Genomic DNA, 23,696 nt, shown 5'->3' with positions numbered 1-23,696 from the left:
GTTGGCCGCGAAGGATCGCGGCGCGGTGCCGCGTGCCGGTCAGGCCGCGGGGGTCTCCTGCGTGCCCATGAGCTGCGCGCGCCCGAGCAGGTGCCCGCGGAGCATGAAGCCCACGACCGCGGGGGTCGCGTCGGCGGGGACCTCGAGCACGGGGACGTCGAGGGCGCTCAGCGTGAAGAAGTAGCGGTGCACACCGTGGCCCGCGGGCGGTGCTGCCCCGAGGAACGTGTCCGTGCCGAACTCGTTGCGGCGGCGAAGTGCCTCGGCGGGCAGCAGGGCGTCGTCGGTGCCGGCGCCTGCGGGGAGCGAGGTCGCCGAGCCCGGGATGTCGCTCAGGCTCCAGTGCCAGAAGCCGGAGCCGGTCGGGGCATCGGGATCGTAGACGGTCAGGACGAAGCTCTTCGTGCCCTCGGGCGCGTCCGACCACTCGAGTGCGGGGGAACGGTCCTCACCGCCGACGTCGGAGCCGCGTGCCGAGGTGGGGAGCTCGCCGCCGTCGGTGAAGTCGGGGCTCGTCAGGGTGAAGGACGGGACGTCGGGCAGGTTCCAGTTGGGGTCGTTGGCCATGACCCAAGCCAACACCCGCCGGCTCGGGCTGCGCTCGGTGCGCGCGCTGGGCTGTGGGAGTTCGCACGCGCCGGCCTGGAGGCGCGGTGCGGGCCCGCCACGGGCCTCCCGTCCGCCCGCGGTCGCCTCGACCGCCCCGCCAGAGCGACAGATCTGGCGGCAGCCGGGCGTCAGCCCGCGAGCACCCGGTCGACCACTCGGTTGAGCGCAGCGGTGGCGGCGATCGCGTCACCGGCGTACGCCCCGGCCATCGCACCGTCACGCGCGAGCATGAGCTCGTCGGCACCGTCGCCGGGCAGGGGGTGTCCGGCCTCCTGCAGCAGGGTCGCGAGTCGCTCGGTGTACCAGTCGCGGTGCACGGCGACGACCTGGCGGACCGGGTCGCGCGGGTCGTGGTACTCGGCGGCGGCGTGCAGGAACGCACAGCCGCGGAACGCCGGGTCGTTGACGTCGTCGGCCAGTGCGGCGACCCACGCACGGACGGCCCGGTCGGGGGAGCCGGCGTCCGCGATCAGCTGCTCCATCCGCTCCTGCACGCGCTCGTGCTGGGTGCGGATGTAAGCGAGGATCAGGTTGTCCTTCGACCCGTAGTGCTTGTAGAACGTCGCCTTCGTGACGCTCGCCTCGGAGATGAGGCGGTCGACGCCGACGCTGTGGATGCCCTCTTCGTAGAAGAGTCGCGTGGCGGTCTCGAGGACACGGACCTTCGCGCCGCCGGAGCGGGGAGTCGGGGGGACGCTCGACCCGTCCGGCGACGCGAGGTTCGTGCTCGGGCCGGGGAGACGCTGGACGGCCGGTTGGGGGGAATCGACCGTCACAGCGTGTACTCCTCGGACTCATCGGCTCCGCGACCGGAGTGGGGGGACTCGGTGGTCGCGCAGGACTGATGTCCCGAGCCGCCGGATCGGAACTTAGGGGGGCTTTCGATCCGGCGTGGCCAACAGTAGCACAAGGAGGACAGACAGACGAGTCGGTCTGTCCACACTTTCTGTACCCCACTTCGAGTGGCACGCGACCGAGACCGGGAAACTGGGCGGGAGGCATCGACGGATCAGTAGGCTCGTCTGCGATGAACCAGCCAGTGCCACTGCCGCTCGGGGCCCCGGACACGTCGTTCCTGACGTCCGGCGGGGCCTTCGTCCGTCGCACCGTGCTGCCCTCGGGTGTCCGTGTGCTGACCGAGGCGGTGCCGGGTGCCGCGTCGACGAGCATCGGGTTCTGGGTCGGCGTCGGTTCGCGTGACGAGCGCGACGGGCAGTTCGGGTCGACCCACTTCCTCGAACACCTGCTCTTCAAGGGCACCGAGACCCGATCGGCGCTCGACATCGCCATCGCGTTCGACTCGGTCGGCGGTGAGCACAACGCCGCGACCGCCAAGGAGTACACCTGCTACTACGCACGGGTCCGGGACACCGACGTCCCGATGGCCGTGAACGTCATCGGTGACATGGTCACCGGTTCGGTGCTCGAACCGGACGCCTTCGCCGTCGAGCGTGGGGTCATCCTCGAGGAACTCGCGATGGCCGCCGACGACCCGGCCGACGTCGCGGGCGAGGCCTTCTTCGCCGCGGCCTTCGGCGGACACCCCCTCGGCCGTCCGATCGGGGGGACCCCGGACAGCATCCGGGCGGTCCAGCGCGACGACGTGCTGGCCCACTACCGCGAGCACTACGCACCGAACGGCATCGTCGTGACCGCCGCCGGTGCCGTCGACCACGACCGGTTCTGCGAACTCGTCGCCGGCGTCTTCCACGACGCCCCCGACGCCGAGCCGCTGCCGCGCCGGACGCCCGAGACCGTGGCCGACCCGGTCGAGGCGAAGCTGTCCGTGGTGCACCGCCCCACCGAACAGGTGAGCATGCTCCGCGGCTCGCAGGGCCTCGACCTGCGCGACGACCGCCGTCCCTCCCTCAGCGTCCTGAACGCCGTGCTCGGTGGGGGCATGAGCTCGCGCCTGTTCCAGGAAGTGCGCGAGCGCCGCGGTCTGGCCTACGCGGTGTCGTCGTTCGCCCCGGCCTACCTGGACAACGGCGCCTTCGGTGTCTACGCGGGCTGCGCGCCGGACAACGTGGCCGGTGTCATCGACATCGTCGACGCCGAGTTCCGCCGGATGGTCGACCACGGCATCACCGACGACGAGCTCCGACGTGCCAAGGGCCAGATCGAGGGCGCGCTGACGCTCTCGCTCGAGGACTCCGACGCCCGCATGACCCGCCTCGGCCGCTCCGAGCTCGGCACCGGCGAGTACACCGACCTGTCGACGGCGCTCGAGCGTGTCGACCGCGTCACGACCGACGGCGTGCTCGAACTCGCGCGGGACCTGCTCACCCGGCCGACGATCACGTCGGTCGTCGGTGCCGTGCAGCAGGACGAACTCGCCGCGGCCATCGGGATCGGCAGCTGAGCACGGACATGTCGCACTACCTGTACCTCGTCCGACACGGCGAACACCAGGACGCCGAACACGGCCTGCGGGACGGCAAGCTCTCCGAACGCGGCAAGCGTCAGGCGACCCTGATCGCTGACCGTCTCGGCGGTGTGCCCTTCGACGGCGTGTACCACTCGCCGCTCGAGGCCCCGAGCGAGACCGCCGCGTTCCTGTCGCAGCGCCTGCCGTCGATCCAGCCCGAGCCCTCGACGCTGCTGTTCGACTGCATCCCCTCCGGCCCGACCCCGGACATGCCGCACGCCTACCAGGGCTGGTACGGCGGCATCACCGAAGAGGAGATCGTCGCCGGGCAGGCCCAGATGGGCGACGCCGTGTCGGAGTGGTTCACCCCGGCGCGCGAGGACCGGCACGACCTGCTGATCACCCACAACGCCGTGATCGGCTGGTTCGTGCGCGAGGCGTTCCAGGCCCCCGAGTGGCGCTGGATGGGCACGAACGTCGCCCACACCGCGCTCACGATCATCCGGATCCGGTCGGCGAAGCCCGCCGAGGTCGTCACGCTGAACGACCTGGCCCACCTGCCCGTGGAGCTGCGCACCGGTCTGCCGGTCGACCAGCCCGTCTAGCGGCTGCCCGTCCGGTACGCGGCGACGCGGCCGGGAGGCCCGTGGCGGCTCAGGCGATCGGCTCGCGGCCCGTCTCCGTGCGGTCCACCGCCCTGCGGTACCAAGCGGTGGCGTTCGGGTTGTCGTTGAACGGCTCGACCCGCTGGTACCCGCGACCGCGGTACATCGCGCCGGCCGCCACGAGCGAGTCGTTCGTGTCGAGGACGATGCTCGTCGCACCGAGGTCGGCCCCGGCCCGCTCGAGCAGGTCCATCACGGCCGTCGCCACGCCCGTGCCGCGCCCGGCCGGCACCACGAAGACGTGCTTGACCTCGAACCGGACGTCGACGGCACCGGTCGCGTCGACCCCGTCCGCGATCCGACGGAGGCCGCCGCATCCGACCGCGACGCCGTCGTCGTACGCCACCGCGAACACCCCGTTCGGCGGCGTGAACTCGGCCGCGGGGGTGCGCTTCCGCGAGTACGTGCCCTGCGCGCTCGGGAACGTCGCCTCCCGTTCGTCCAGGTACGCATCGAGCAGCGCGTCGACCTCGGGCAGATCGGCCGGCACGGTCCTGACCTCGACTGACATGCGTCGATCCTAGGATGGACCGCATGGTCACTCCCGTCGCCGTCGTCGGCGCCACCGGTCGTCTCGGGGGCCTCGTGGCGTCCGTCGTCGAGGAACTCCCGGAGTTCGAGCTCGTCGCCCGCCTGTCGTCGAAGGACGGCGCGCACGAGGCGCCGCCGTCGGTCTTCGGCGGCGCGGCCCTCGTGGTCGACGTGACGGTGCCGTCGCTCAGCCCGGCGATCGTGGAGAACGCGCTCTCGAGCGGCGCGAACGTGCTCGTCGGCACCTCCGGCTGGTCGCTCGACCGGCTCGCGAAGCTCCGCACCGGGCTGCAGGAACGCCCGGACCAGGGGGTGCTCGTGGTCCCGAACTTCTCGATCGGTTCCGTGCTCGGCACGCACCTGGCGACGATCGCGGCCCCGTGGTTCCCCGCCGCCGAGATCGTCGAGACCCACCACGCCGGCAAGATCGACTCGCCCTCGGGCACCGCGGTGCGCACCGCCGAGCTGATGGCCGACGCCCGGCGCGAGGTCGGTCCCGTGGACGCCCCGCACGTCGACCAGCGCGCCCGCGGCCAGCAGGTCGCCAGCGTGCCCGTCCACTCGCTCCGGCTCCCCGGGGTGAAGGCCGTGCAGGACGTCGTGCTGAGCGGCCCCGGCGAGACGCTGACGATCCGGCACGACACCAACGACGACGTCGCCTACGTCGCGGGCATCCGTGCGGCGCTGGCGAACGTCGTCGCGGCGCGGGGCCTCACCGTGGGCCTCGGCAGCGTCCTCGGCATCGGCTGAGGCGTCATGGGTCGGATGGAGCGGGCCGGACGCACGATCCGCTCGCCGTTCTGGGGTGCGGCGCTGATGGCGGTGCTGCTCGCCCTGTACATCGTGCTGGTCGGGCAGCGCGCCGTCGCCTTCATCGCGACCGGGATCCCGATCGGCATCGGCATCGGCGTCGCGCTGTTCGTCGTGGCCGCGATCGGGGCGCTCCTGCTCGTGCTCGAGTTCCGCTTCGGCATCCGCATCACCCGGCTCGGCGGACGGCTCGAGGCCGAGGGCGGCACCCCGGACGACGTCGTCCCGGTGCGGCCGTCGGGCCGACCGATCCGCGACGCCGCCGACGAGCTGTTCCCGCGGTACCGCGACGCGGTCGAGCAGGACCCGGCGGACTGGCGTGCCTGGTACCGGCTCGGTGTGGTCTACGACGCCGCCGGTGACCGCAAGCGTGCGCGATCGGCGATGCGCACCGCCCTGGCGCGCGCCGCCGACCGCTGACCGACCGCCCGGCGTCGGATCAGAAGACGGCGTCGATCGCGTCCGCAGCCTGCGTGTGCCGGAACGTGTAGCCGGACTCGAGCAGCTTCCTGGGGACCATCCGCTGGCTCGACAGGAGCATGTCGTCGGCGGCGTCCCGCAGTGCCAGGCGCAGGGCGAACTCGGGGATCCGGAAGAGGTACGGGCGGTGCAGGACCTCGGCGACGTGCTTCGTGATGCGGTCGGCGACGACGGGCTCAGGACCCGCCAGGTTCACCGGGCCGGAGACGTCCGGGGCCGCGGTCGCCAGGTGCACGATCGCGCCCACCTCGTCCTCGAGCGCGATCCAGGGCCAGTGCTGGCCACCGGTGCCCAGCCGGCTGCCGACGCCGAGCTTGGTCAGCGGCACGAGCGGCGCGAGTGCACCACCGCCCTTGCCGATGACGATGCCGGTGCGGAGCGTGACGACGCGGACCCCGGCGGGAGCGGCGTTCGCGGCTGCTTCCCACGCGGTGCAGACGTCGGCGAGGAAGCCCGTGCCCGGGGCGGCGTCGTCCTGCAGCACGTCGGCCGGGCGGTCGCCGTACACGCCCGAGGCCGAGCCCGACAGGAACAGCGCCGGGGGAGTGGCGGCGTGCCGCATCGCCTCGACCAGGGTGTCGGTGGCGTCGATGCGCGAGCTGCGGATCTCCTTGCGGTAGGCGTCCGTCCACGGCAGCTTGCCGATGTTCGCGCCGGCCAGGTTGATCACCACGTCGGCGCCGTCGAGGATCGCCGGGTCGAGCGGACGCCGCCCCGGCGCCCAGCGGAACTCGGTGGCGGTGCGCGCTTCGCGGCGGACGAGCGTGGTGACGTGGTGCCCCGCCTCGCGCAGGGCGCGGACGAGGGGCGTTCCGATGAACCCGGACGAGCCGGCCACCAGGATCGAGAGCGGTTGTTCCGTCGTGTCGGGCATGCCCGCAACGCTACTCACACCGACGTAGGCTTCTGTGTGTGACCGACAGCGAGACCGTACAGCCCGACGCCTCCGTCCCGACCCCCTACGAAGACCTGCTCCGCCGGGTCCTCACCGAGGGATCGCCGAAGGGTGACCGCACCGGCACCGGCACCCGCAGCCTGTTCGGCGCGCAGCTCCGCTACGACCTGTCGAAGGGGTTCCCCCTCGTCAGCACGAAGCGCGTGCACTTCAAGTCGGTCGCGTACGAGCTCCTTTGGTTCCTGCGCGGCGAGGGCAACGCGACCTGGCTGCAGGAGCACGGTGTCCGGATCTGGAACGAGTGGGCGGACGCCGACGGCGACCTCGGCCCGGTGTACGGCGTGCAGTGGCGCTCGTGGCCCACCCCCTCGGGTGAGCACGTCGACCAGATCGCCCAGGTCGTCGAGCAGATCACGACCAACCCGGACAGCCGTCGGCTCATCGTCTCGGCGTGGAACGTCGCCGACGTGCCGGACATGGCGCTCGCCCCGTGCCACGCGTTCTTCCAGTTCTACGTCAACGACGGCAAGCTCTCGTGCCAGCTCTACCAGCGGAGCGCCGACATGTTCCTCGGCGTCCCGTTCAACATCGCCTCGTACGCGCTGCTGACCCACATGATCGCGGCGCAGACCGGGCTCGAGGTCGGCGACTTCGTCTGGACCGGCGGCGACTGCCACATCTACGACAACCACGTCGAACAGGTCGAGGAGCAGCTGTCCCGCACGGCGTACCCGATGCCGACGCTCGAACTCGCACCGCGCGACTCGATCGACGACTACGAGTACGAGGACTTCACCATCGTGGGCTACGAGCACCACCCGGCGATCAAGGCAGCGGTCGCCGTCTGATGATCGGCATGGTCTGGGCCCGTTCGACCACCGGTGTCATCGGTGCCGACGGCGGCATGCCCTGGCACGTGCCCGAGGACCTGGCGCACTTCAAGCAGGTCACCGGCGATGCGACCGTGCTGATGGGCCGACGCACCTGGGAGTCCCTGCCCGAGCGCTTCCGGCCGCTGCCCGGTCGTCGCAACGTCGTGCTCACCCGTGACACGACGTGGACGGCCGACGGCGCCGAGGTCGTGCACGACCTGCAGGCCGCGCTCGACACCGACGAGACCGTCTGGGTCATCGGCGGCGGCCAGGTGTACGACGCCGCACTCGACGCGGCCGACCACGTCTCCGAGACCCTGATCGACGTCGACGTCCCCGGCGACACCGTCGCACCCACGCTCGGCGAGGCGACCGGTTGGACGCTCGCCGACGAGGGCCCCTGGCAGGAGTCCCGGAACGGCGGCACCCGCTACCGGTTCCTCGAGTGGCACCGCAGCGCGTGACCACTCGGAACCAGGTTCCGGACACAGCACCGCGCTGTCCCGTGGTGCGGTGTCCGGAACCTGGTTCCCACCGGGCGTGACCGGCGGGACGGACGTGATCCGGGCCTCCCGGTCGCGCCGCAGGCGGTCCACCGTCCACACGGACGGCGGTCCTCGCGCGCATCCCCGGTACGCTGGTGCCCGTGTCCCCGCGTGAGAATCCCTTCGGTCAGGTCCTCGTCGCCCTCGTGACCCCGTTCACGGCCGACGGCGAGGTCGACTGGCCCGGCGTCGAGCAGCACATCGACGACTGCATCACCGCCGGCGCCGACGGCATCGTCGTCACCGGCACGACCGGCGAGACGTCGACGCTGACCGACCCGGAGAAGCTCCGTCTGGTCGAGGTCGGCAAGTCCGTCGCCGCCGGTCGCGCGAAGATCATCACGGGCGGTGGCTCGAACGAGACCGCGCACGCGATCCACCTGTACAAGCAGAGCGAGAAGGCCGGCGCGGACGGCGTGATGATCGTCACGCCGTACTACAACAAGCCGACGCAGTCCGGTGTCCTCACCCACTTCCGGATGATCGCGGACGCGACCGACCTGCCGGTGATCCTGTACGACATCCCGGGCCGCACCGGCATCCCGATCACGTACGACACGATCCTGCGCGCGTCGAAGCACCCGAACATCCTCGCCGTGAAGGACGCCAAGGGCGACTTCGCCGAGGTCTCGCGGGTGCTGAACAACACCGACCTCATGTACTTCTCCGGCGACGACACGAACGTGCTCCCGCACCTGTCGATCGGCGCCACCGGCCTGATCGGCGTGACCGCGAACATCACGTCGGCGCCGTACCGCACCATCGTCGACGCCGTGAACCGGGGCGACCTGGCCACCGCGACGGCCGAGCACAAGCGACTCGAGCCGCTCGTCCGCGCCGTGATGACGCACGTTCCCGGTACCGTGGCCGCGAAGTACATCCTGCACGGGCTCGGCCGCATCGGCAGCCCGCGCGTCCGACTGCCGCTCGTCGGCCCCGAGGACTCCGAGGCGTACGCCATCGAGACCTCCCTCGAAGCCGTGCGCGACGTGCCCGGCGCCGACTTCTCGAACTTCCGCCCCGACCGCAACGCGGCGGCCGGCGGTGCACTACCGAAGGTGCCAGGCACCACCCGCTAGCGAACACCGCGGCGCGCAGCACGCGCGTCGCCCGAATCCGTAGGACCGAATGCCCACACAGATCTCCGAACCGCAGCCGCTCGAAGCCGGCACCCTCCGCGTCGTCCCCATCGGGGGCCTCGGCGAGATCGGTCGCAACATGACCGTCTACGAGTACGAGGGCAAGCTGCTCATCGTCGACGCCGGCGTGCTGTTCCCCGAGGAGCACCAGCCCGGTGTCGACCTGATCCTGCCGGACTTCTCGCCGATCCGTGACCGCCTCGACGACGTCCTCGGCGTCGTGCTCACGCACGGCCACGAAGACCACATCGGCGCCGTCCCGTACCTGCTCAAGCTCCGCGACGACATCCCGCTGATCGGCTCCACGCTCACCCTCGCGCTGGTCGAGGCGAAGCTCAAGGAACACCGGATCAAGCCGTACACGCTCGTCGTGGCCGAGGACCAGACCGAGCAGATCGGCCCGTTCCACCTCGAGTTCGTCGCCGTGAACCACTCCATCCCGGACGCCCTCGCCGTCGCGATCACGACCCCCGCCGGTCGTGTGCTGCACACGGGTGACTTCAAGATGGACCAGCTCCCGCTGGACGACCGCATCACCGACCTCCGTGCGTTCGCCCGTCTGGGCGAGGCCGGCGTGGACCTGTTCCTGCCGGACTCCACGAACGCCGACGTGCCGGGCTTCACCGCTCCGGAGCGCGACATCGGCCCGGTGCTCGAGAACATCATCATGCGCGCCCGCAAGAAGGTCGTCGTGGCGAGCTTCTCGTCGCACGTGCACCGCGTGCAGCAGGTCCTCGACGCCGCCGCAGCCGCGAACCGCAAGGTCGCGTTCATGGGGCGCTCGATGATCCGCAACATGACGATCGCCGCCGACCTCGGGTACCTGCGGGTGCCGGAGAACGTGCTCATCGACACGAAGAAGGCGAAGAACGTCCCGGACGACCAGATCGTCTACATGTCGACCGGGTCGCAGGGCGAGCCGATGGCCGTCCTGGCCCGCATGGCGAACCTCGAGCACCAGATCGAGATCGGCGAGGGCGACACCGTCATCCTCGCGTCGTCGCTCATCCCGGGCAACGAGAACGCCGTGTACCGCGTCATCGACGGGCTGACCAAGCTCGGTGCGAAGGTCGTGCACAAGGGCAACGCGAAGGTGCACGTCTCCGGACACGCCTCCGCCGGCGAACTGCTCTACTGCTACAACATCCTGCGGCCGCGCAACGTGCTCCCCGTCCACGGCGAGCACCGCCACCTGTACGCGAACGCCGACCTGGCGATCCAGACGGGTGTCCCGCCGCGCAACGTGATCCTCGGGCAGGACGGCATCGTCGTCGACCTGAAGGACGGCGTCGCGACGGTTGCCGGCCAGCTCGACATCGGCTACGTCTACGTGGACGGCTCCACCGTCGGCGAGATCACCGACGCCGACCTGAAGGACCGCCGCGTCCTGGCGGAAGAGGGTTTCATCTCGATCTTCGCCGCGGTGGACTTCACCACCGGGCAGTGCGTGATCGGCCCGGAGATCCAGTCGCGTGGCTTCGCCGAGGACGACTCCGTGTTCGACGACGTCCGCCCGCAGATCGCCAAGGCGATCTCCGAGGCTGCCGCCAACGGCACGCGCGATTCGCACGCCTTCGCGCAGGTCGTCCGTCGTACGGTCGGTCGCTGGGTGAACACGAAGCACCGTCGTCGTCCGATGATCGTCCCGGTGGTCATCGAGGCGTAGCGTCCGTTCCCGCCCTGGAGGCCCGTCCAGCGTCCGTCACGGACGCTGCGGCGGGCCTTCCTGCGTTTGTCCTGAGCGGGCGTTAGGGTTCTGCCCATGGCCGGAGGCACCAAGTCGACCACGCGCTCGCGCGCGTCCACGTCGTCCCGTGGCAACGGGACGCGCGGTTCGTCGCGCACCCAGGCCACGACGAAGAAGCTGCCGCAGGCCGCGCCCACGCCGGTGTTCCGCGAGCAGAACCCGCTCGTGACCTTCTGGCTCGCGATGGCGCACGGCGTCGGCGCGATGTTCCGGCTGCTCGGCAAGGAGACCCTCGAGAAGGACCAGCGGCGCGACGGGTTCCCGTTCCTGCTGTTCCTGCTGGCCATCGCCGGCGGGGTCGTCGAGTGGCTCAACCCGACCAACAGCGTCTCCGTCGCACTCGACGCGTACACGTTCGGTGGACTGTTCGGTCGCCTGGCGTTCGCCCTGCCCGTCATCATGATCGTGTTCGCCGGGTGGCTGTTCCGGCACCCGGCCTCCGTGCACGACAACACCCGGATCGGCATCGGCCTGGGCATCCTGATCGTGTCGATCGCCTCGCTCTGCCACGTCTTCGGTGGCCGACCGAGCGCGGCCGACGGCATGCCCGCGCTCGCCGCCGCCGGCGGGGTGCTCGGCTGGGTGGTCATCGGCTGGCTCGTCACGATCGCGACCGCCTGGGTGGCTGTGCCCGTGGCGATCGTGCTGCTGGTGCTCTCGCTCTTCATCATCACCAAGACGCCGCCGAACAAGCTCGGTCGCCGACTGCACGAGCTCTACGCCTACCTGTTCGGCGCACCGGCCCCCGCGGCCGAACCCGAGGCCGACGCCGCCGCCGTGGCGGAGCCCGCCGCCCGCGCCCGCGCGTCCAAGCGCGGCAAGAAGGGCGACGCCGACTTCCAGCTGTTCGACGACCTCGGGTTCGGTGACGAGCAGGCCGCTGCCGCCGCCGAAGCCGATGGCGACAACGTGCCGTGGTGGCGCCGGAACAAGTCCGGGCGCGAAGAGGACCCGGCGTACGACAGCCCGGTGCTGCCCCCGGCCACCGGGGTCGCCCCGGCTGCCGCTGCCGTCGCGCCTGCTGCGCCTGCTGCGCCCGTCGTGCCCGCTGCGAGCCCGAACGCCGGTGCCGCCGCCGGGCTCGTCGACCTCACACCGGCCGAGCCCGCGTCGGTCAACCTCAACGACTCCGTCGAACAGGACCTGCAGGACGCCGAGCAGGCGCTCCGCGCGTTCGGCACCGACGTCCCCGCGCGGCCGGAGCCGACGGCCGACATCCGTCCCGCGGTGCCCGAGGTGCTGTCCGAGCCCGAGATCGTCGACGAGCCGGAGGACATCGACGCCGACGCCGAGCTCAGCGCGGCCGCCGCCGGGTCCGACGAGGACCCGTCGAAGCCCTATCGACTGCCCGCCGCCACCACGCTGAGCTCCGGAACGCCCTCGGTCGCGCGCAGCCAGGCGAACGACGACATCGTCGCCGCCATCACCGGGGTGCTCACCGAGTTCAAGGTCGACGCGAAGGTCACCGGGTTCTCCCGCGGGCCGACGGTGACCCGGTACGAGATCGAGCTCGGCCCCGGCGTCAAGGTCGAGCGCGTCACGGCCCTGTCGAAGAACCTGTCGTACGCGGTCGCCTCGAACGAGGTCCGCATCCTGTCGCCGATCCCGGGCAAGAGCGCCATCGGCGTCGAGATCCCGAACACCGACCGCGAGATCGTCTCGCTCGGCGACGTGCTGCGCTCGAACGCCGCCCGCAAGTCGAAGCACCCGATGACGATCGGCGTCGGCAAGGACGTCGAGGGCGGCTTCGTCGTCGCGAACCTGGCGAAGATGCCGCACCTGCTCGTCGCCGGCTCCACCGGTTCCGGCAAGTCGGTGTTCATCAACTCGATGATCACGTCGCTGCTGATGCGCGCGAAGCCGTCCGAGGTCCGCATGGTCCTGGTCGACCCGAAGCGCGTCGAGCTCTCGATCTACGCCGGTGTCCCGCACCTCATCACGCCCATCATCACGAACCCGAAGAAGGCGGCCGAAGCGCTGCAGTGGGTCGTGAAGGAGATGGACATGCGGTACGACGACCTGGCGTCGTTCGGGTTCCGCCACGTCGACGACTTCAACAAGGCGATCGAGAACAACGAGATCGTCCTGCCCGCGGGCAGCGAGCGGAAGCTCAAGCCGTACCCGTACCTGCTCGTCGTCGTCGACGAGCTCGCCGACCTCATGCTCGTGGCTCCGCGTGACGTCGAGGAGTCGATCGTCCGCATCACCCAGCTCGCGCGAGCCGCCGGCATCCACCTGGTGCTCGCGACGCAGCGCCCCTCGGTCGACGTCATCACCGGGCTGATCAAGGCGAACGTGCCGTCGCGCATCGCCTTCGCGGTGACGAGCGTCACGGACTCCCGCGTCATCCTCGACCAGCCCGGTGCCGACAAGCTCATCGGTCAGGGCGACGCGCTCTTCCTGCCGATGGGTTCGTCCAAGTCGCTCCGCGTGCAGGGCGCCTGGGTGCAGGAGGGCGAGGTCGCCGAGGTCGTCCAGCACGTCACGCGGCAGGCGCAGCCCGAGTACCGCCAGGACGTCCAGGCCGTGGTCGAGCGCAAGGAGATCGACGCCGACATCGGCGACGACCTCGAACTGCTGCTCGCGGCCGTCGAACAGGTCGTGTCGACCCAGTTCGGTTCGACGTCGATGCTGCAGCGCAAGCTCCGCGTCGGTTTCGCCAAGGCCGGTCGCCTGATGGACCTGATGGAGTCGCGTGACATCGTCGGGCCGTCCGAGGGCTCGAAGGCCCGCGACGTCCTGGTGACCGCCGACCAGCTGCCCGCGGTGCTCGCGAAGCTCCGCGGCGAGGAGCCGCCCGCCGCGGCCGCTCCGGCAGCGCCGGCGCCGACGCCGTCCGGCGACGGTGACCGCTACGGAGCAGACCCGGTCGGGGACATGACCCGCGGGTACGATGAAGTCCACGACGAGCCCGATGAGGACGCGTGGGGACTGACGGGCAGGGAGTGACGGCGATGACCGCCTCGGACAGCACGAACACCACGCACGGCGCACGGTTCCCGTGGCGCGGGCGGCTGCTGCGCAAGGGCCCCGGCCCGGCGTCGACCGCGAACGTCGCGAACATCATCACGGTGGTGCGGATCCTGATGGCGCCGCTGTTCTTCGTCCTGCTGCTCGCCGACGCCGGCGACGACGGACCCCTGCGCATCTGGGCGGCGGTCGTCTTCGTCGTGGCGATCGTCACGGACAGCGCCGACGGCATCATCGCCCGTCGGCAGAACCTGGTCACGGACTTCGGCAAGCTCGTCGACCCGATCGCCGACAAGGTCCTCATCGGGGGTGCGCTGGTGGCGCTGTCGATCCTGGCCGAGCTGCCCTGGTACGTGACCGTGCTGATCATGGTGCGCGAGATCGGCATCACGGTCTTCAGGTTCGCGGTGCTCTCCGACCGGGTGATCCCGGCCAGCCGCGGCGGCAAGATCAAGACCGTGCTGCAGGCCGTCGCCCTGACGGCCGCGCTGTTCCCGTGGTGGAACCTGGTCGGCGACTGGGCGCACTGGGTCAACGGCATCCTGATGACGGCCGCGTTCCTGGCAACGATCCTGAGCGGGATCGACTACCTCTGGCAGGCATGGAAGCACAACCGCACCCCCGCCTGACCGGACCCGAGCGCTCGACGCAGGCCGCCCCTCCCGTCCCGGTCGCACCGGGACTCATCGCCGAACTGACGGCGCGGGGCGAGACCCTCGCCGTGGCGGAGTCGCTGACCGGCGGCCTCGTGGTCGCGACCCTCGTCGACGTGCCGGGGGCGAGCGCCGTCGTCCGCGGCGGCGTCGTGGCCTACGCGACGCCCGTGAAGCACTCCGTGCTCGGGGTCTCGGCGGAGCTGCTCGATGCCGAGGGTGCCGTGCACCCGGAGGTCGCCCGGCAGATGGCCGCCGGTGTCCGGATCGCGCTGTCCGTCGACGGGGAACCCGCGACGTGGGGGATCAGCACGACGGGCGTCGCCGGCCCGGATCCGCAGGACGGCAAGCCCGTCGGCACCGTGTACGTGGGGATCGCCTCCGCCGCGGGGGCTGAGGCCTTCGAGCTGCACCTCGACGGTGACCGGGGAGCAATCCGGCACGCCACCGTCTCCGAACTCCTTGCACGGATGTCGTCCGAGGTCCGGGGCCGGGAATAGGTCCCGTTTCCACTGGGTTACATCTCACGAAATCTCCAGCAGTACGGCAGCCAGCCTGGCTAACATGCTGCAACCGGCAACGCTATTGTTGCTGAACCCGAACTCGATCCACCGGACCGAGCGGGCGCGGAGACGACAGAGAGGAGGAGTTCTCATGGTTCTCGTTCGTCAGGAAATCGGCGATGTGCTCCGGGACTTCCGCTTGCAGAAGGGCCGGACCCTCCGTCAGGTCGCGTCCAAGGCCAGTGTCGCGCTCGGGTACCTCAGTGAGGTCGAGCGCGGGCAGAAGGAAGCCAGCTCGGAGATCCTCGCGTCCGTCGCGGATGCTCTGGACACGCCCATCTCGACCATCATGCGCGAAGTGGGCGACCGCCTCGCGATCGTCGAGGGGCTGACCCCCGTCCCCGACACGCTCCCGGACGACCTCGTCGCCGAGTTCGACAACGACCTCGCGGTGCGCTGAGCGAATCGCACCGAACGCCCCCGCCGGTCCTTCCCGGCGGGGGCGTTCTGCGTTCCGGCCCACGACCACGCGCCTAGGCTGGTCGGATGCGCGTGAGTGAGTTCTGGCGAGCCGTCGACCAGGTGTTCGGTGAGGCCTACGGTTCCGTGGTCACCCGTGACGTCGTGCTCGAAGGGCTCGGCGGTCGCTCCGCCGTGGACGCCCTCGCCGCCGGTGTCGATGCCCGCCGGGTGTGGGACGCGCTCTGCGACTCGCAGGACGTCCCGATGGACCGTCGGCACGGCAAGGGCCTGGCCGAACCCCAGGACTGAGGCGGTTCCGCGAGGCCGGGTACCCGAAACTGTGTTCGGCGTGTTGCTCGAACGCGTGTTCGATCGGTGGTAGCTTCCTCCACAGCGGCGTCGCCCGGGTGTTCCATCCACAGATCGCGTGACCGTCGGCAGTGATGTCGGTGGCTCGCCATAGGTTGATGGACATCGGGAACAGCCCGAAGCCTTGTCGCAGAACCATCGGCCTTGCACCATCGGCCGGCGTGGACGCGACAGCCTACAGGCGGCCGAACACGAGCACGAAGGAGCACCCCATGCCATCACCGGCAGACCGCGAGAAGGCCCTCGAGACCGCACTCGCACAGATCGACAGGCAGTTCGGCAAGGGTGCGATCATGCGCCTCGGTTCGGACGAACGCGCCCCCGTCAACGTCATCCAGACCGGGTCGGTGGCGCTGGACGTCGCGCTCGGCATCGGTGGCCTGCCCCGTGGCCGCATCGTCGAGATCTACGGCCCGGAGTCGTCGGGCAAGACGACCCTCACCATCCACGCCATCGCCAACGCCCAGCGCGCCGGTGGCATCGCGGCCTTCATCGACGCCGAGCACGCGCTCGACCCCGAGTACGCCAAGAAGCTCGGTGTCGACATCGACGCCCTGCTCGTGTCGCAGCCCGACACCGCCGAGCAGGCGCTCGAGATCGCGGACATGCTGGTCCGCTCCGGCTCCATCGACCTCATCGTCATCGACTCCGTCGCGGCCCTCGTGCCCCGCGCCGAGATCGAGGGCGAGATGGGCGACTCGCACGTCGGTCTGCAGGCACGCCTCATGTCCCAGGCCCTGCGAAAGCTCGCCGGTGGCCTGAACCAGACGCAGACCACGATGATCTTCATCAACCAGCTGCGCGAGAAGATCGGCGTGTTCTTCGGTTCGCCGGAGACGACCTCGGGCGGTAAGGCGCTGAAGTTCTACGCGTCCGTCCGCCTCGACATCCGTCGCATCGAGACGCTCAAGAGCGGCACCGACGCGGTGGGCAACCGCACACGCGTCAAGGTCGTCAAGAACAAGATGGCGCCGCCTTTCAAGCAGGCCGAGTTCGACATCCTGTACGGCGTCGGCATCTCGCGCGAAGGCTCGCTGCTCGACTTCGGTGTCGACCACGGCATCGTCAAGAAGTCGGGTGCCTGGTACACCTACGACGGCGACCAGCTCGGGCAGGGCAAGGAGAACTCGCGTTCCTTCCTGATCCAGAACCCCGAGATCGCTGCCGACATCGAAGGCAAGATCCTCGCCAAGCTCGGCGTCGGTGGCGCCAAGGCCGAAGATGCCCCGGTCGAGTCGATCGCGCCGAAGCTCGCGGAGCGCAAGGGCGCGTGAGCACCGACCACGACGACGACGGCCTCGCACCGGTCACCGACCTGTTCGGTGCGAGGTCGCGTCGTCGCGCCCCCGTCACCCCGGTGACGCCCGCGATCCCCGAGCCTCCGGTGTCACCGGACGAACCGCGCGACACCGATGGTTGGGCGCTGCCCGAGTCGGACGAAAGCCGGGTGGACGAGTTCCCCGCATCGTTCGACGCCGATTCGCCGGTGCCGCTGCACGGTGCCCGCGGGCCGGCAGCGTGGGTGTCGCCCGTGATCGGCGACGGCAGCGGGCGCTCGAGCCGTGCGGAGCAGGACGGCTACGACTCCGAGACGGCTGATGCCAGCACCGCGTCGGTGTTCTCCATCGCCGGCGGCGAGGAGATCGACCCGGCCGACGCACCGCGTCCGCTCGACGAACAGCGGGCGGATGCCGAACGGATCAGCCTGCGCGCTCTCGGGCGCAAGGGCGTGAGCGAGTCCGAGATGCGGACCCTGCTGCTGCAGCAGGACCTCGATCCCGACGTGGTCGAGCACGAGATCGAACGCTTGACCCGTGTCGGGCTCCTCGACGACGTCGCCCTCGCCACCGACCTGGTGGATCGACTGCACGCCCGCAAAGGCCTCGGTCGACAGGGTGTCGTGACGGAGCTCCGTCGCCGGGGGATCGACCAGATGGCGATCGACACCGCGCTCGACGAAGCCGCCGATGACGAGGACGACGAGTTCCTCCGCGCGCAGGAACTCGCCGACAAGCGGGCGCCGCAGATGCGCGGGCTCGACCGGGCCACTGCGGAACGCCGTCTGTCCGGCTTCCTGATGCGCAAGGGCTACAGCTCCGGCGTCGTCCGGATTGCTGTTGCACGTGCCCTCGACGGCGGTGGGAAACGGCCGCAACCCGGCCGCGGGACCGTACGGTTCGAGTAGTCGCTCCGACCTACACTGGAACGACCATGGCCACCGTCGAAGCGCGCCCCCGCACCTACGAAGTCCGCACCTACGGGTGCCAGATGAACGTGCACGACTCCGAGCGGTTGAGCGGGTCCCTGCAGGCCGCGGGCTACACCGCGGCGGACGGTGCGCAGGCCGACGTCGTCGTCATCAACACCTGTGCGGTGCGCGAGAACGCGGACAACCGGCTGTACGGCAACCTCGGGCAGCTCGCGGGGATCAAGCGCGAGCACCCCGGCATGCAGATCGCCGTCGGCGGGTGCCTGGCGCAGAAGGACAAGAACGTCATCCTCGAGAAGGCGCCGTGGGTCGACGTCGTCTTCGGTACGCACAACATGGGGTCGCTGCCGACCCTGCTCGAGCGGGCGCGGCACAACGACGAGGCGCAGATCGAGATCCTCGAGGCACTCGACGTCTTCCCGTCGACGCTGCCCACCAAGCGCGACTCGACGCACAGTGGGTGGGTCTCGATCTCGGTCGGCTGCAACAACACCTGCACGTTCTGCATCGTCCCCTCGCTCCGCGGCAAGGAGAAGGACCGCCGTCCCGGTGACGTCCTGGCCGAGGTCCAGGCGCTCGTCGACGACGGCGCGATCGAGGTCACGCTGCTCGGGCAGAACGTGAACTCCTACGGGGTCGAGTTCGGCGACCGACAGGCGTTCGGCAAGCTGCTTCGGGCCACCGGCGCCATCGAGGGGCTCGAGCGCGTCCGCTTCACGAGCCCGCACCCGGCGGCCTTCACCGACGACGTCATCGACGCGATGGCGGAGACCCCGAACGTGATGCCCCAGCTGCACATGCCGCTGCAGTCGGGTTCCGATCGCGTGCTCAAGGCCATGCGCCGGAGTTACCGCAGCGAGCGGTTCCTCGGCATCCTCGACCGCGTCCGCGCGAAGATCCCGCACGCGGCGATCTCCACCGACATCATCGTCGGGTTCCCCGGCGAGACCGACGCCGACTTCGACGACACGCTGCGCGTCGTCGAGCAGGCGCGGTTCGCCTCGGCGTTCACGTTCCAGTACTCGATCCGTCCGGGCACGCCGGCGGCGACGATGGACGACCAGCTGCCGAAGCACATCGTGCAGGAGCGTTACGAGCGACTCGTCGCCCTGCAGGAACGCATCACCGCGGAAGAGAACGCGCTGCAGGTGGGCCGGAGCGTCGAGGTGCTCGTCGCCTCGGGCGAAGGGCGCAAGGACGACGCCACCCGCCGGCTCTCCGGTCGCGCGGAGGACTCCCGGCTCGTGCACTTCACCGTGCCCGCCGGCTCCGAGGTCCCGCGCCCCGGCGACGTGGTCACCGTCGACGTCACCCGTGCCGCACCCCACTTCCTGCTCGCCGACGACGACGCTCCGCTGCGCATCCGACGCACCCGGGCCGGTGACGCCTGGGACCGCGCGCAGGCGGAGAGCTGCGGCGTGCCCACACCCGCTGCCGCCGCGGGCGACGGACCCCGTCCGGTCTCGCTCGGGCTGCCCACGCTCCGTGTCGGGCGCTGACCTGCCGACCGCCGGACCGTCGGGTGTTCCGCCCGCCGCCTCCGGAACGCTGTCCGGTGCCGGTGCCGGTGCCGGTGCCGGTGGCGCTGCCACTGCCGACCTGATCGCGGTCGTCGGGGCGACGGGCACCGGGAAGTCCGACCTCGGCATCGCGATCGCAGAGCGGCTGCGTGCTGCCGGTCGCCCCGCGGAGATCATCAACGCGGACGCCATGCAGCTGTACCGGGGCATGGACATCGGTACCGCGAAGCTCCCCCCGGCCGAACGGCACGGCATCCCGCACCACGAGCTCGACGTGCTCGACGTCACCGACGAGGCGAGCGTCGCGGCGTACCAGGTCGCCGCCCGAGCCGACGTCGACCGGATCCAGGCCGACGGTGGCGTGGCCGTCCTCGTCGGTGGCAGTGGCCTCTACGTCTCCGCGGTGCTGTTCGACCTGGCGTTCCCGGGCACCGACCCCGCGCTCCGCGCGCAGCTCGAGCGCGAGCACGAGGAGCTCGGCCCGGGCATCCTGCTCGAGCGACTCCGCGCCCTCGACCCGGCGGCCGCCGCGACGATCGACGCACGCAACCCACGGCGGTTGATCCGTGCACTCGAGATCGCGAGCCGATCCGAGGTCGTGACCCCGAGCCTCCCGGCCTCGCCCCGCGCCTGGCGACCGTCCCGGATCCTGCACCTGCGGCGTGACCGCGAGCAGCTCGTGTCGGCGTTGCACGAGCGGGCCGCGCGGATGTTCGAGGCCGGACTCGTCGACGAGGTCGCGGCGCTCCGCGAGCAGGGACTCGAGCAGGGCAGGACCGCGCGCGGCGCCATCGGCTACTCGCAGGCGCTCGAGGTGCTCGCCGGCACAGCCACGCGCGAGCATGCGGTCGAGGCGACCGGCATCGCGACCCGGAAGTACGCCCGGCGGCAGGTGTCCTGGTTCCGCCGGTACGCCGATGCCGAGACGCTCGACGTCACAGGGGCGGACCGCGGCGACCTGTCGGAACTGGCCCGTAGGATCGTGCCGTGACCGAGCTGCACTTCACCAAGGGCCAGGGGACCGGCAACGACTTCGTCCTGTTCGCCGACCCCGACGCCACCGTCGACCTGACCCCCGAGCGGATCCGCGCGATCGCGGACCGACGCTTCGGCGTGGGCGGCGACGGTGTGATCCGCGCGGTGCGGTCCGAGGCGATCCCCGAGGGGCGTGCGCTCGTGGCCGTCGAGCCCGAGGCGACGTGGTTCATGGACTACCACAACGCCGACGGCACGATCGCGGAGATGTGCGGCAACGGCATCCGCGTGTTCGCCCGGTACCTGACCGAGTCCGGCCTGGTCGAGCTCGCTCCCGGCGAGACGCTCACCGTCGGCAGCCGCAAGGGGCTGGTCGACATTCAGCGCACCACGAACGGGTTCGCCGCCGACCTCGGCCGCTGGGGCCTGGGCATCGAGGGCGGGGGCTCTGACGACGTGCTCGTGCGGGCCAAGAACCTCGACGGGGCGCGGCCCGGCATCGGCATCGACGTGGGCAACCCGCACGTGGTCGTCGCCGTCGAGACCGAGGACGAACTGGCCGACCTCGACCTGACCTTCCTGCCGGTGCTCGACCCGGCGCCGGAGCACGGTGCGAACGTCGAGTTCGTGCTGCCCGGCGACCCCCTCATCAAGGACGGCGTCGGCGAGATCACGATGCGGGTGCACGAGCGGGGGAGCGGAGAGACGCTCTCGTGCGGCACCGGGGCCGTCGCGGCTGCCCTCGCCACCCGCTACTGGGTCGGTGCCGGGGCGCCGGACACCTGGCGGGTGCGGGTGCCGGGCGGGCTGCTGACGGTGCGGATGACGGCGACCGAGGATGGCGAACACGTGTCGTTGTCCGGGCCCGCCGAGCTCGTGTTCTCGGGCGACCTGACGGTCTGAGGCGGACGCGGCGCGCGGCGCGGCGGTCGCGCGGCGCGGCGGTCGCGCGGCGCGGCGATCGCGCGGCGCGGCGGTCGCGCGGCGCGGCGGTCGCGCGGCGCGCGGGCGCTTCGTGAGCAGGAATGGTCGGGCGCCCAGGGGCGACCCGACCATTCCTGCTCACGAACTGCGAGCCTCCGCGCTGCGGCGCACCCGGATGACGCGGAAGCTCTTGGCCGTCGACTCCCGGGTGACCGAGAACCCCTCGCCGAGTGCCCCGACGAGCCACTTCTGCAGCGAGTCGCCCCCGAGGTCCTTCGACACGACGAGCCAGGCGTCGCCCCCGACCTCGAGCCGGGGCAGCCACGTCAGCAGGATCTGGTGCAGTTCGTCCTTGCCGACACGGATCGGCGGGTTCGACCAGATCGTGCGGAAGCGCAGGTCGGCCGGGACGTCGTCGGGCAGCGCGATCGTGACGTTCGACGCCCCCGCAGCAGCCGCGTTGGCGCGCGCGAGGCCGAGCACCCGCTCGTTGACGTCGACGCCCCACACGTGTGCGTCGGGGGACTGCAGTGCCATGGTGATCGCGATCGGGCCCCAGCCGCAGCCGATGTCGAGCAGCGCTCCGTCGGCGGCGGGTGCCGGCACCGAACCGAGCAGGACCTTCGTGCCGCGGTCGACGCCGTCGGGGCTGAAGACCCCCGCAGCGGTCGACAGGGTGAGGGGCTGACCGGCGAGCGTGACGTGCACCTGGCGCGGCCGGAGTTCGCTCTCGGGGGTGGCCGAGAAGTAGTGGTCGTTCGCCATGGATGAACCGTACCGGCAACCGAGTGTGTCGGAGGGCCTCCGGAGGTAGCCTGTGCACAGGATGACGGATACCCATCAGCAGAACAACCAGACCAACGACGACAGCGCAGACGGTGTCGTCGAGAGGGTGCTGCGCAACGCAGACCACCGCGCAGCATCGTCCATCTTCGCACCCGCCCAGGCCATCCAGACGCAGTCGGTCGACGACCGCAGCTGGACCGGCGACGGCGACCAGTACGACCGTGAGGACCGAGCGGCGCTGCGCCGTGTCGCCGGCCTCTCCACCGAACTCGAGGACGTCACCGAGGTCGAGTACCGCCAGCTGCGGCTCGAGCGGGTCGTCCTCATCGGCGTGTACCCCCAGGGCGACGCGCAGGACGCCGAGAACTCCCTGCGCGAGCTGTCCGCCCTTGCCGAGACGGCCGGCGCGGTCGTGCTCGACGGGCTCCTGCAGCGCCGGCCCCACCCGGACGCCTCGACCTACCTCGGCAAGGGCAAGGCCGAAGAGCTCGCGATGATCGTGAAGGCCACCGGCGCCGACACCGTGATCGCGGACACCGAGCTCGCTCCCTCGCAGCGCCGTGCGCTCGAGGACGTCGTGAAGGTCAAGGTGATCGACCGCACGGCCGTGATCCTCGACATCTTCAGCCAGCACGCCAAGAGCCGCGAGGGCAAGGCACAGGTCGAACTCGCCCAGCTCGAGTACCTGCTGCCGCGACTTCGTGGTTGGGGTGACTCGATGTCCCGGCAGGCCGGTGGTCAGGTCTCCGGCGGCGCCGGCATGGGTTCGCGTGGCCCCGGTGAGACCAAGATCGAACTCGACCGGCGTCGCATCCACACCCGGATGGCCAAGCTCCGCCGCCAGATCGCCGGGTTCCGCCCCGCGCGCGAGGCCAAGCGTGCCGAGCGCAACCGCAACGAGGTGCCCAGCGTCGCGATCGCGGGCTACACCAACGCCGGCAAGTCGTCGCTGCTCAACCGGCTCACGAGCGCGGGCGTGCTGGTGCAGAACCAGCTGTTCGCGACGCTGGACGCCACGGTCCGCCGGACCGAGAGCACCAAGGGCCGTGAGTACACGTTCGCCGACACCGTCGGCTTCGTGCGCAACCTGCCGCACCAGCTGGTGGAGGCCTTCCGCTCCACCCTCGAAGAGGTCGGCGACGCCGACGTCATCGTGCACGTGGTCGACGGCTCGCACCCCGACCCCGGGGCGCAGCTGTCCACCGTGCGCGAGGTCATCGGCGACGTCGGTGCCGGCGACATCCCGGAGATCGTCGTCTTCAACAAGGCCGACCTGATCGACGACGCGCAGCGCCTCGTGCTCATCGGACTCGTGCCGGACGCGGTGTTCGTGTCGGCGCGCACCGGCGAGGGCGTCCCGGAGCTCCTCAGCGTCATCGAGGACCGCCTGCCCGAGCCCGACGTCGACCTGACGATCGTGGTGCCGTACGACCGCGGCGACCTGGTGTCGTCGCTGCACGACACCGGCTCGGTCGAGTCGGTCGACTACGTCGAGGACGGCACACGCCTGCGGGTGCGCGTCTTCCAGCGGCAGGTCGCCGAGCTCGAGCCCTACGTGGTCACGCCGGTCCCGACCGTCTGACGGCCGGCTCCGGTGGGCGCTGGCGCTGGCGAGCGCTGCCGCGCGGCCTGGAGGCCCGTCACGGGTCCGCCGGACACCGTCC

General features: G+C 70.9%; 24 protein-coding genes. 19 read left to right on the top strand and 5 right to left on the bottom strand.

The genetic code is table 11. The annotated features are described in order from the left end of the window. Positions 1-39 precede the first annotated feature (39 nt). Complete coding sequence (locus tag DEJ35_RS02005; protein WP_110859265.1) at positions 40-567, bottom strand: YbhB/YbcL family Raf kinase inhibitor-like protein; 528 nt, start codon at positions 565-567, stop codon at positions 40-42. A gap of 170 nt (positions 568-737) precedes the next feature. Next, positions 738-1,385 carry a TetR/AcrR family transcriptional regulator gene (locus DEJ35_RS02000; RefSeq protein WP_110859266.1) on the bottom strand — a complete coding sequence of 216 codons (648 nt, stop codon included), beginning with the start codon at positions 1,383-1,385 and terminating at the stop codon, positions 738-740. A 251-nt stretch (positions 1,386-1,636) separates the two neighbouring features. Here DEJ35_RS02000 and DEJ35_RS01995 point away from each other — a divergent pair, with 251 nt between their 5' ends. Continuing rightward, complete coding sequence (locus DEJ35_RS01995; protein WP_110859267.1) at positions 1,637-2,971, top strand: pitrilysin family protein; 1,335 nt, start codon at positions 1,637-1,639, stop codon at positions 2,969-2,971. Between the two features lie 8 nt (positions 2,972-2,979). Continuing rightward, positions 2,980-3,582 (top strand): histidine phosphatase family protein, encoded by a 603-nt coding sequence (locus DEJ35_RS01990; RefSeq protein WP_027464756.1) that lies wholly within the window; start codon positions 2,980-2,982, stop codon positions 3,580-3,582. Between the two features lie 49 nt (positions 3,583-3,631). On the opposite strand, the gene DEJ35_RS01985 is transcribed toward DEJ35_RS01990, so the two are convergent. Next, positions 3,632-4,153, bottom strand: a complete 522-nt coding sequence (locus DEJ35_RS01985; protein ID WP_110859268.1) for a GNAT family N-acetyltransferase — start codon at positions 4,151-4,153, stop codon at positions 3,632-3,634. 23 nt (positions 4,154-4,176) lie between these two features. Between DEJ35_RS01985 and DEJ35_RS01980 the strand changes: the two genes are divergently transcribed. Beyond that, complete coding sequence (locus DEJ35_RS01980) at positions 4,177-4,923, top strand: 4-hydroxy-tetrahydrodipicolinate reductase (protein WP_258369817.1); 747 nt, start codon at positions 4,177-4,179, stop codon at positions 4,921-4,923. A 15-nt stretch (positions 4,924-4,938) separates the two neighbouring features. Beyond that, positions 4,939-5,403: a tetratricopeptide repeat protein gene (locus tag DEJ35_RS01975; protein WP_110859270.1), complete on the top strand. Its 465-nt coding sequence runs from the start codon at positions 4,939-4,941 to the stop codon at positions 5,401-5,403. Positions 5,404-5,422: 19 nt separating this feature from the next. Here the strand turns inward: DEJ35_RS01975 and DEJ35_RS01970 are convergent, their stop codons facing one another. Next, a complete protein-coding gene (locus DEJ35_RS01970; RefSeq protein WP_111191946.1) occupies positions 5,423-6,337 on the bottom strand; it encodes a TIGR01777 family oxidoreductase in 915 nt (304 codons plus the stop codon). Positions 6,338-6,375: 38 nt separating this feature from the next. On the opposite strand from DEJ35_RS01970, the gene DEJ35_RS01965 reads away from it, so the two are divergent. The 14 genes from DEJ35_RS01965 to dapF all read left to right on the top strand — a co-directional run bounded on the left by DEJ35_RS01965 (position 6,376) and on the right by dapF (position 21,225). Continuing rightward, on the top strand, positions 6,376-7,206 hold the full coding sequence (locus DEJ35_RS01965) for a thymidylate synthase (RefSeq protein ID WP_111191945.1): 831 nt from the start codon (positions 6,376-6,378) through the stop codon (positions 7,204-7,206). Next, positions 7,206-7,694: a dihydrofolate reductase gene (locus DEJ35_RS01960; protein WP_111123119.1), complete on the top strand. Its 489-nt coding sequence runs from the start codon at positions 7,206-7,208 to the stop codon at positions 7,692-7,694. The genes DEJ35_RS01965 and DEJ35_RS01960 overlap by 1 nt, the downstream gene beginning before the upstream one ends. Positions 7,695-7,876: 182 nt before the next feature. Further along, the gene (gene dapA, locus DEJ35_RS01955) at positions 7,877-8,854 is read left to right on the top strand and encodes a 4-hydroxy-tetrahydrodipicolinate synthase (protein ID WP_017885921.1); all 978 of its coding nucleotides are present in this window, start codon (positions 7,877-7,879) and stop codon (positions 8,852-8,854) included. A gap of 49 nt (positions 8,855-8,903) precedes the next feature. Next, entirely contained in the window at positions 8,904-10,580 is a 1,677-nt protein-coding gene (locus tag DEJ35_RS01950; protein ID WP_110859274.1) for a ribonuclease J, read from the top strand. Between the two features lie 96 nt (positions 10,581-10,676). Then, entirely contained in the window at positions 10,677-13,610 is a 2,934-nt protein-coding gene (locus DEJ35_RS01945) for a DNA translocase FtsK (protein WP_111191944.1), read from the top strand. Between the two features lie 5 nt (positions 13,611-13,615). Next, positions 13,616-14,260: a CDP-diacylglycerol--glycerol-3-phosphate 3-phosphatidyltransferase gene (gene pgsA, locus DEJ35_RS01940; protein WP_181420006.1), complete on the top strand. Its 645-nt coding sequence runs from the start codon at positions 13,616-13,618 to the stop codon at positions 14,258-14,260. Beyond that, on the top strand, positions 14,233-14,784 hold the full coding sequence (locus tag DEJ35_RS01935) for a CinA family protein (RefSeq protein WP_258378407.1): 552 nt from the start codon (positions 14,233-14,235) through the stop codon (positions 14,782-14,784). The genes pgsA and DEJ35_RS01935 overlap by 28 nt, the downstream gene beginning before the upstream one ends. Before the next feature lie 154 nt (positions 14,785-14,938). Next, entirely contained in the window at positions 14,939-15,247 is a 309-nt protein-coding gene (locus DEJ35_RS01930) for a helix-turn-helix domain-containing protein (protein ID WP_027464765.1), read from the top strand. 86 nt (positions 15,248-15,333) lie between these two features. Then, positions 15,334-15,558, top strand: coding sequence for a DUF3046 domain-containing protein (locus DEJ35_RS01925; RefSeq protein WP_027464766.1), 225 nt, complete (start codon positions 15,334-15,336; stop codon positions 15,556-15,558). Positions 15,559-15,830: 272 nt separating this feature from the next. Continuing rightward, on the top strand, positions 15,831-16,892 hold the full coding sequence (recA, locus tag DEJ35_RS01920) for a recombinase RecA (RefSeq protein ID WP_027464767.1): 1,062 nt from the start codon (positions 15,831-15,833) through the stop codon (positions 16,890-16,892). Further along, the gene (locus tag DEJ35_RS01915) at positions 16,889-17,803 is read left to right on the top strand and encodes a regulatory protein RecX (RefSeq protein ID WP_111191943.1); all 915 of its coding nucleotides are present in this window, start codon (positions 16,889-16,891) and stop codon (positions 17,801-17,803) included. The genes recA and DEJ35_RS01915 overlap by 4 nt, the downstream gene beginning before the upstream one ends. Before the next feature lie 26 nt (positions 17,804-17,829). Further along, positions 17,830-19,326 (top strand): tRNA (N6-isopentenyl adenosine(37)-C2)-methylthiotransferase MiaB, encoded by a 1,497-nt coding sequence (gene miaB, locus DEJ35_RS01910; protein WP_111191942.1) that lies wholly within the window; start codon positions 17,830-17,832, stop codon positions 19,324-19,326. Positions 19,327-19,375: 49 nt separating this feature from the next. Further along, complete coding sequence (miaA, locus tag DEJ35_RS01905) at positions 19,376-20,338, top strand: tRNA (adenosine(37)-N6)-dimethylallyltransferase MiaA (RefSeq protein ID WP_258378417.1); 963 nt, start codon at positions 19,376-19,378, stop codon at positions 20,336-20,338. Next, positions 20,335-21,225 (top strand): diaminopimelate epimerase, encoded by an 891-nt coding sequence (gene dapF, locus DEJ35_RS01900; RefSeq protein ID WP_111191941.1) that lies wholly within the window; start codon positions 20,335-20,337, stop codon positions 21,223-21,225. Before miaA ends, dapF begins: the two co-directional genes overlap by 4 nt. Positions 21,226-21,384: 159 nt before the next feature. Here dapF and DEJ35_RS01895 read toward each other — a convergent pair whose 3' ends face one another. Then, positions 21,385-22,011: a class I SAM-dependent methyltransferase gene (locus tag DEJ35_RS01895; protein ID WP_111191940.1), complete on the bottom strand. Its 627-nt coding sequence runs from the start codon at positions 22,009-22,011 to the stop codon at positions 21,385-21,387. Positions 22,012-22,072: 61 nt separating this feature from the next. Between DEJ35_RS01895 and hflX the strand changes: the two genes are divergently transcribed. Then, positions 22,073-23,614: a GTPase HflX gene (gene hflX / locus DEJ35_RS01890; protein ID WP_111191939.1), complete on the top strand. Its 1,542-nt coding sequence runs from the start codon at positions 22,073-22,075 to the stop codon at positions 23,612-23,614. Positions 23,615-23,696 lie beyond the last annotated feature (82 nt).

This window comes from Curtobacterium sp. MCPF17_051, from assembly GCF_003234595.1.
GTDB lineage: Bacteria > Actinomycetota > Actinomycetes > Actinomycetales > Microbacteriaceae > Curtobacterium > Curtobacterium flaccumfaciens.
The sequence above is the reverse complement of the archived record's forward strand: the minus strand, read 5'-3'. Positions and strand labels throughout refer to the sequence as shown.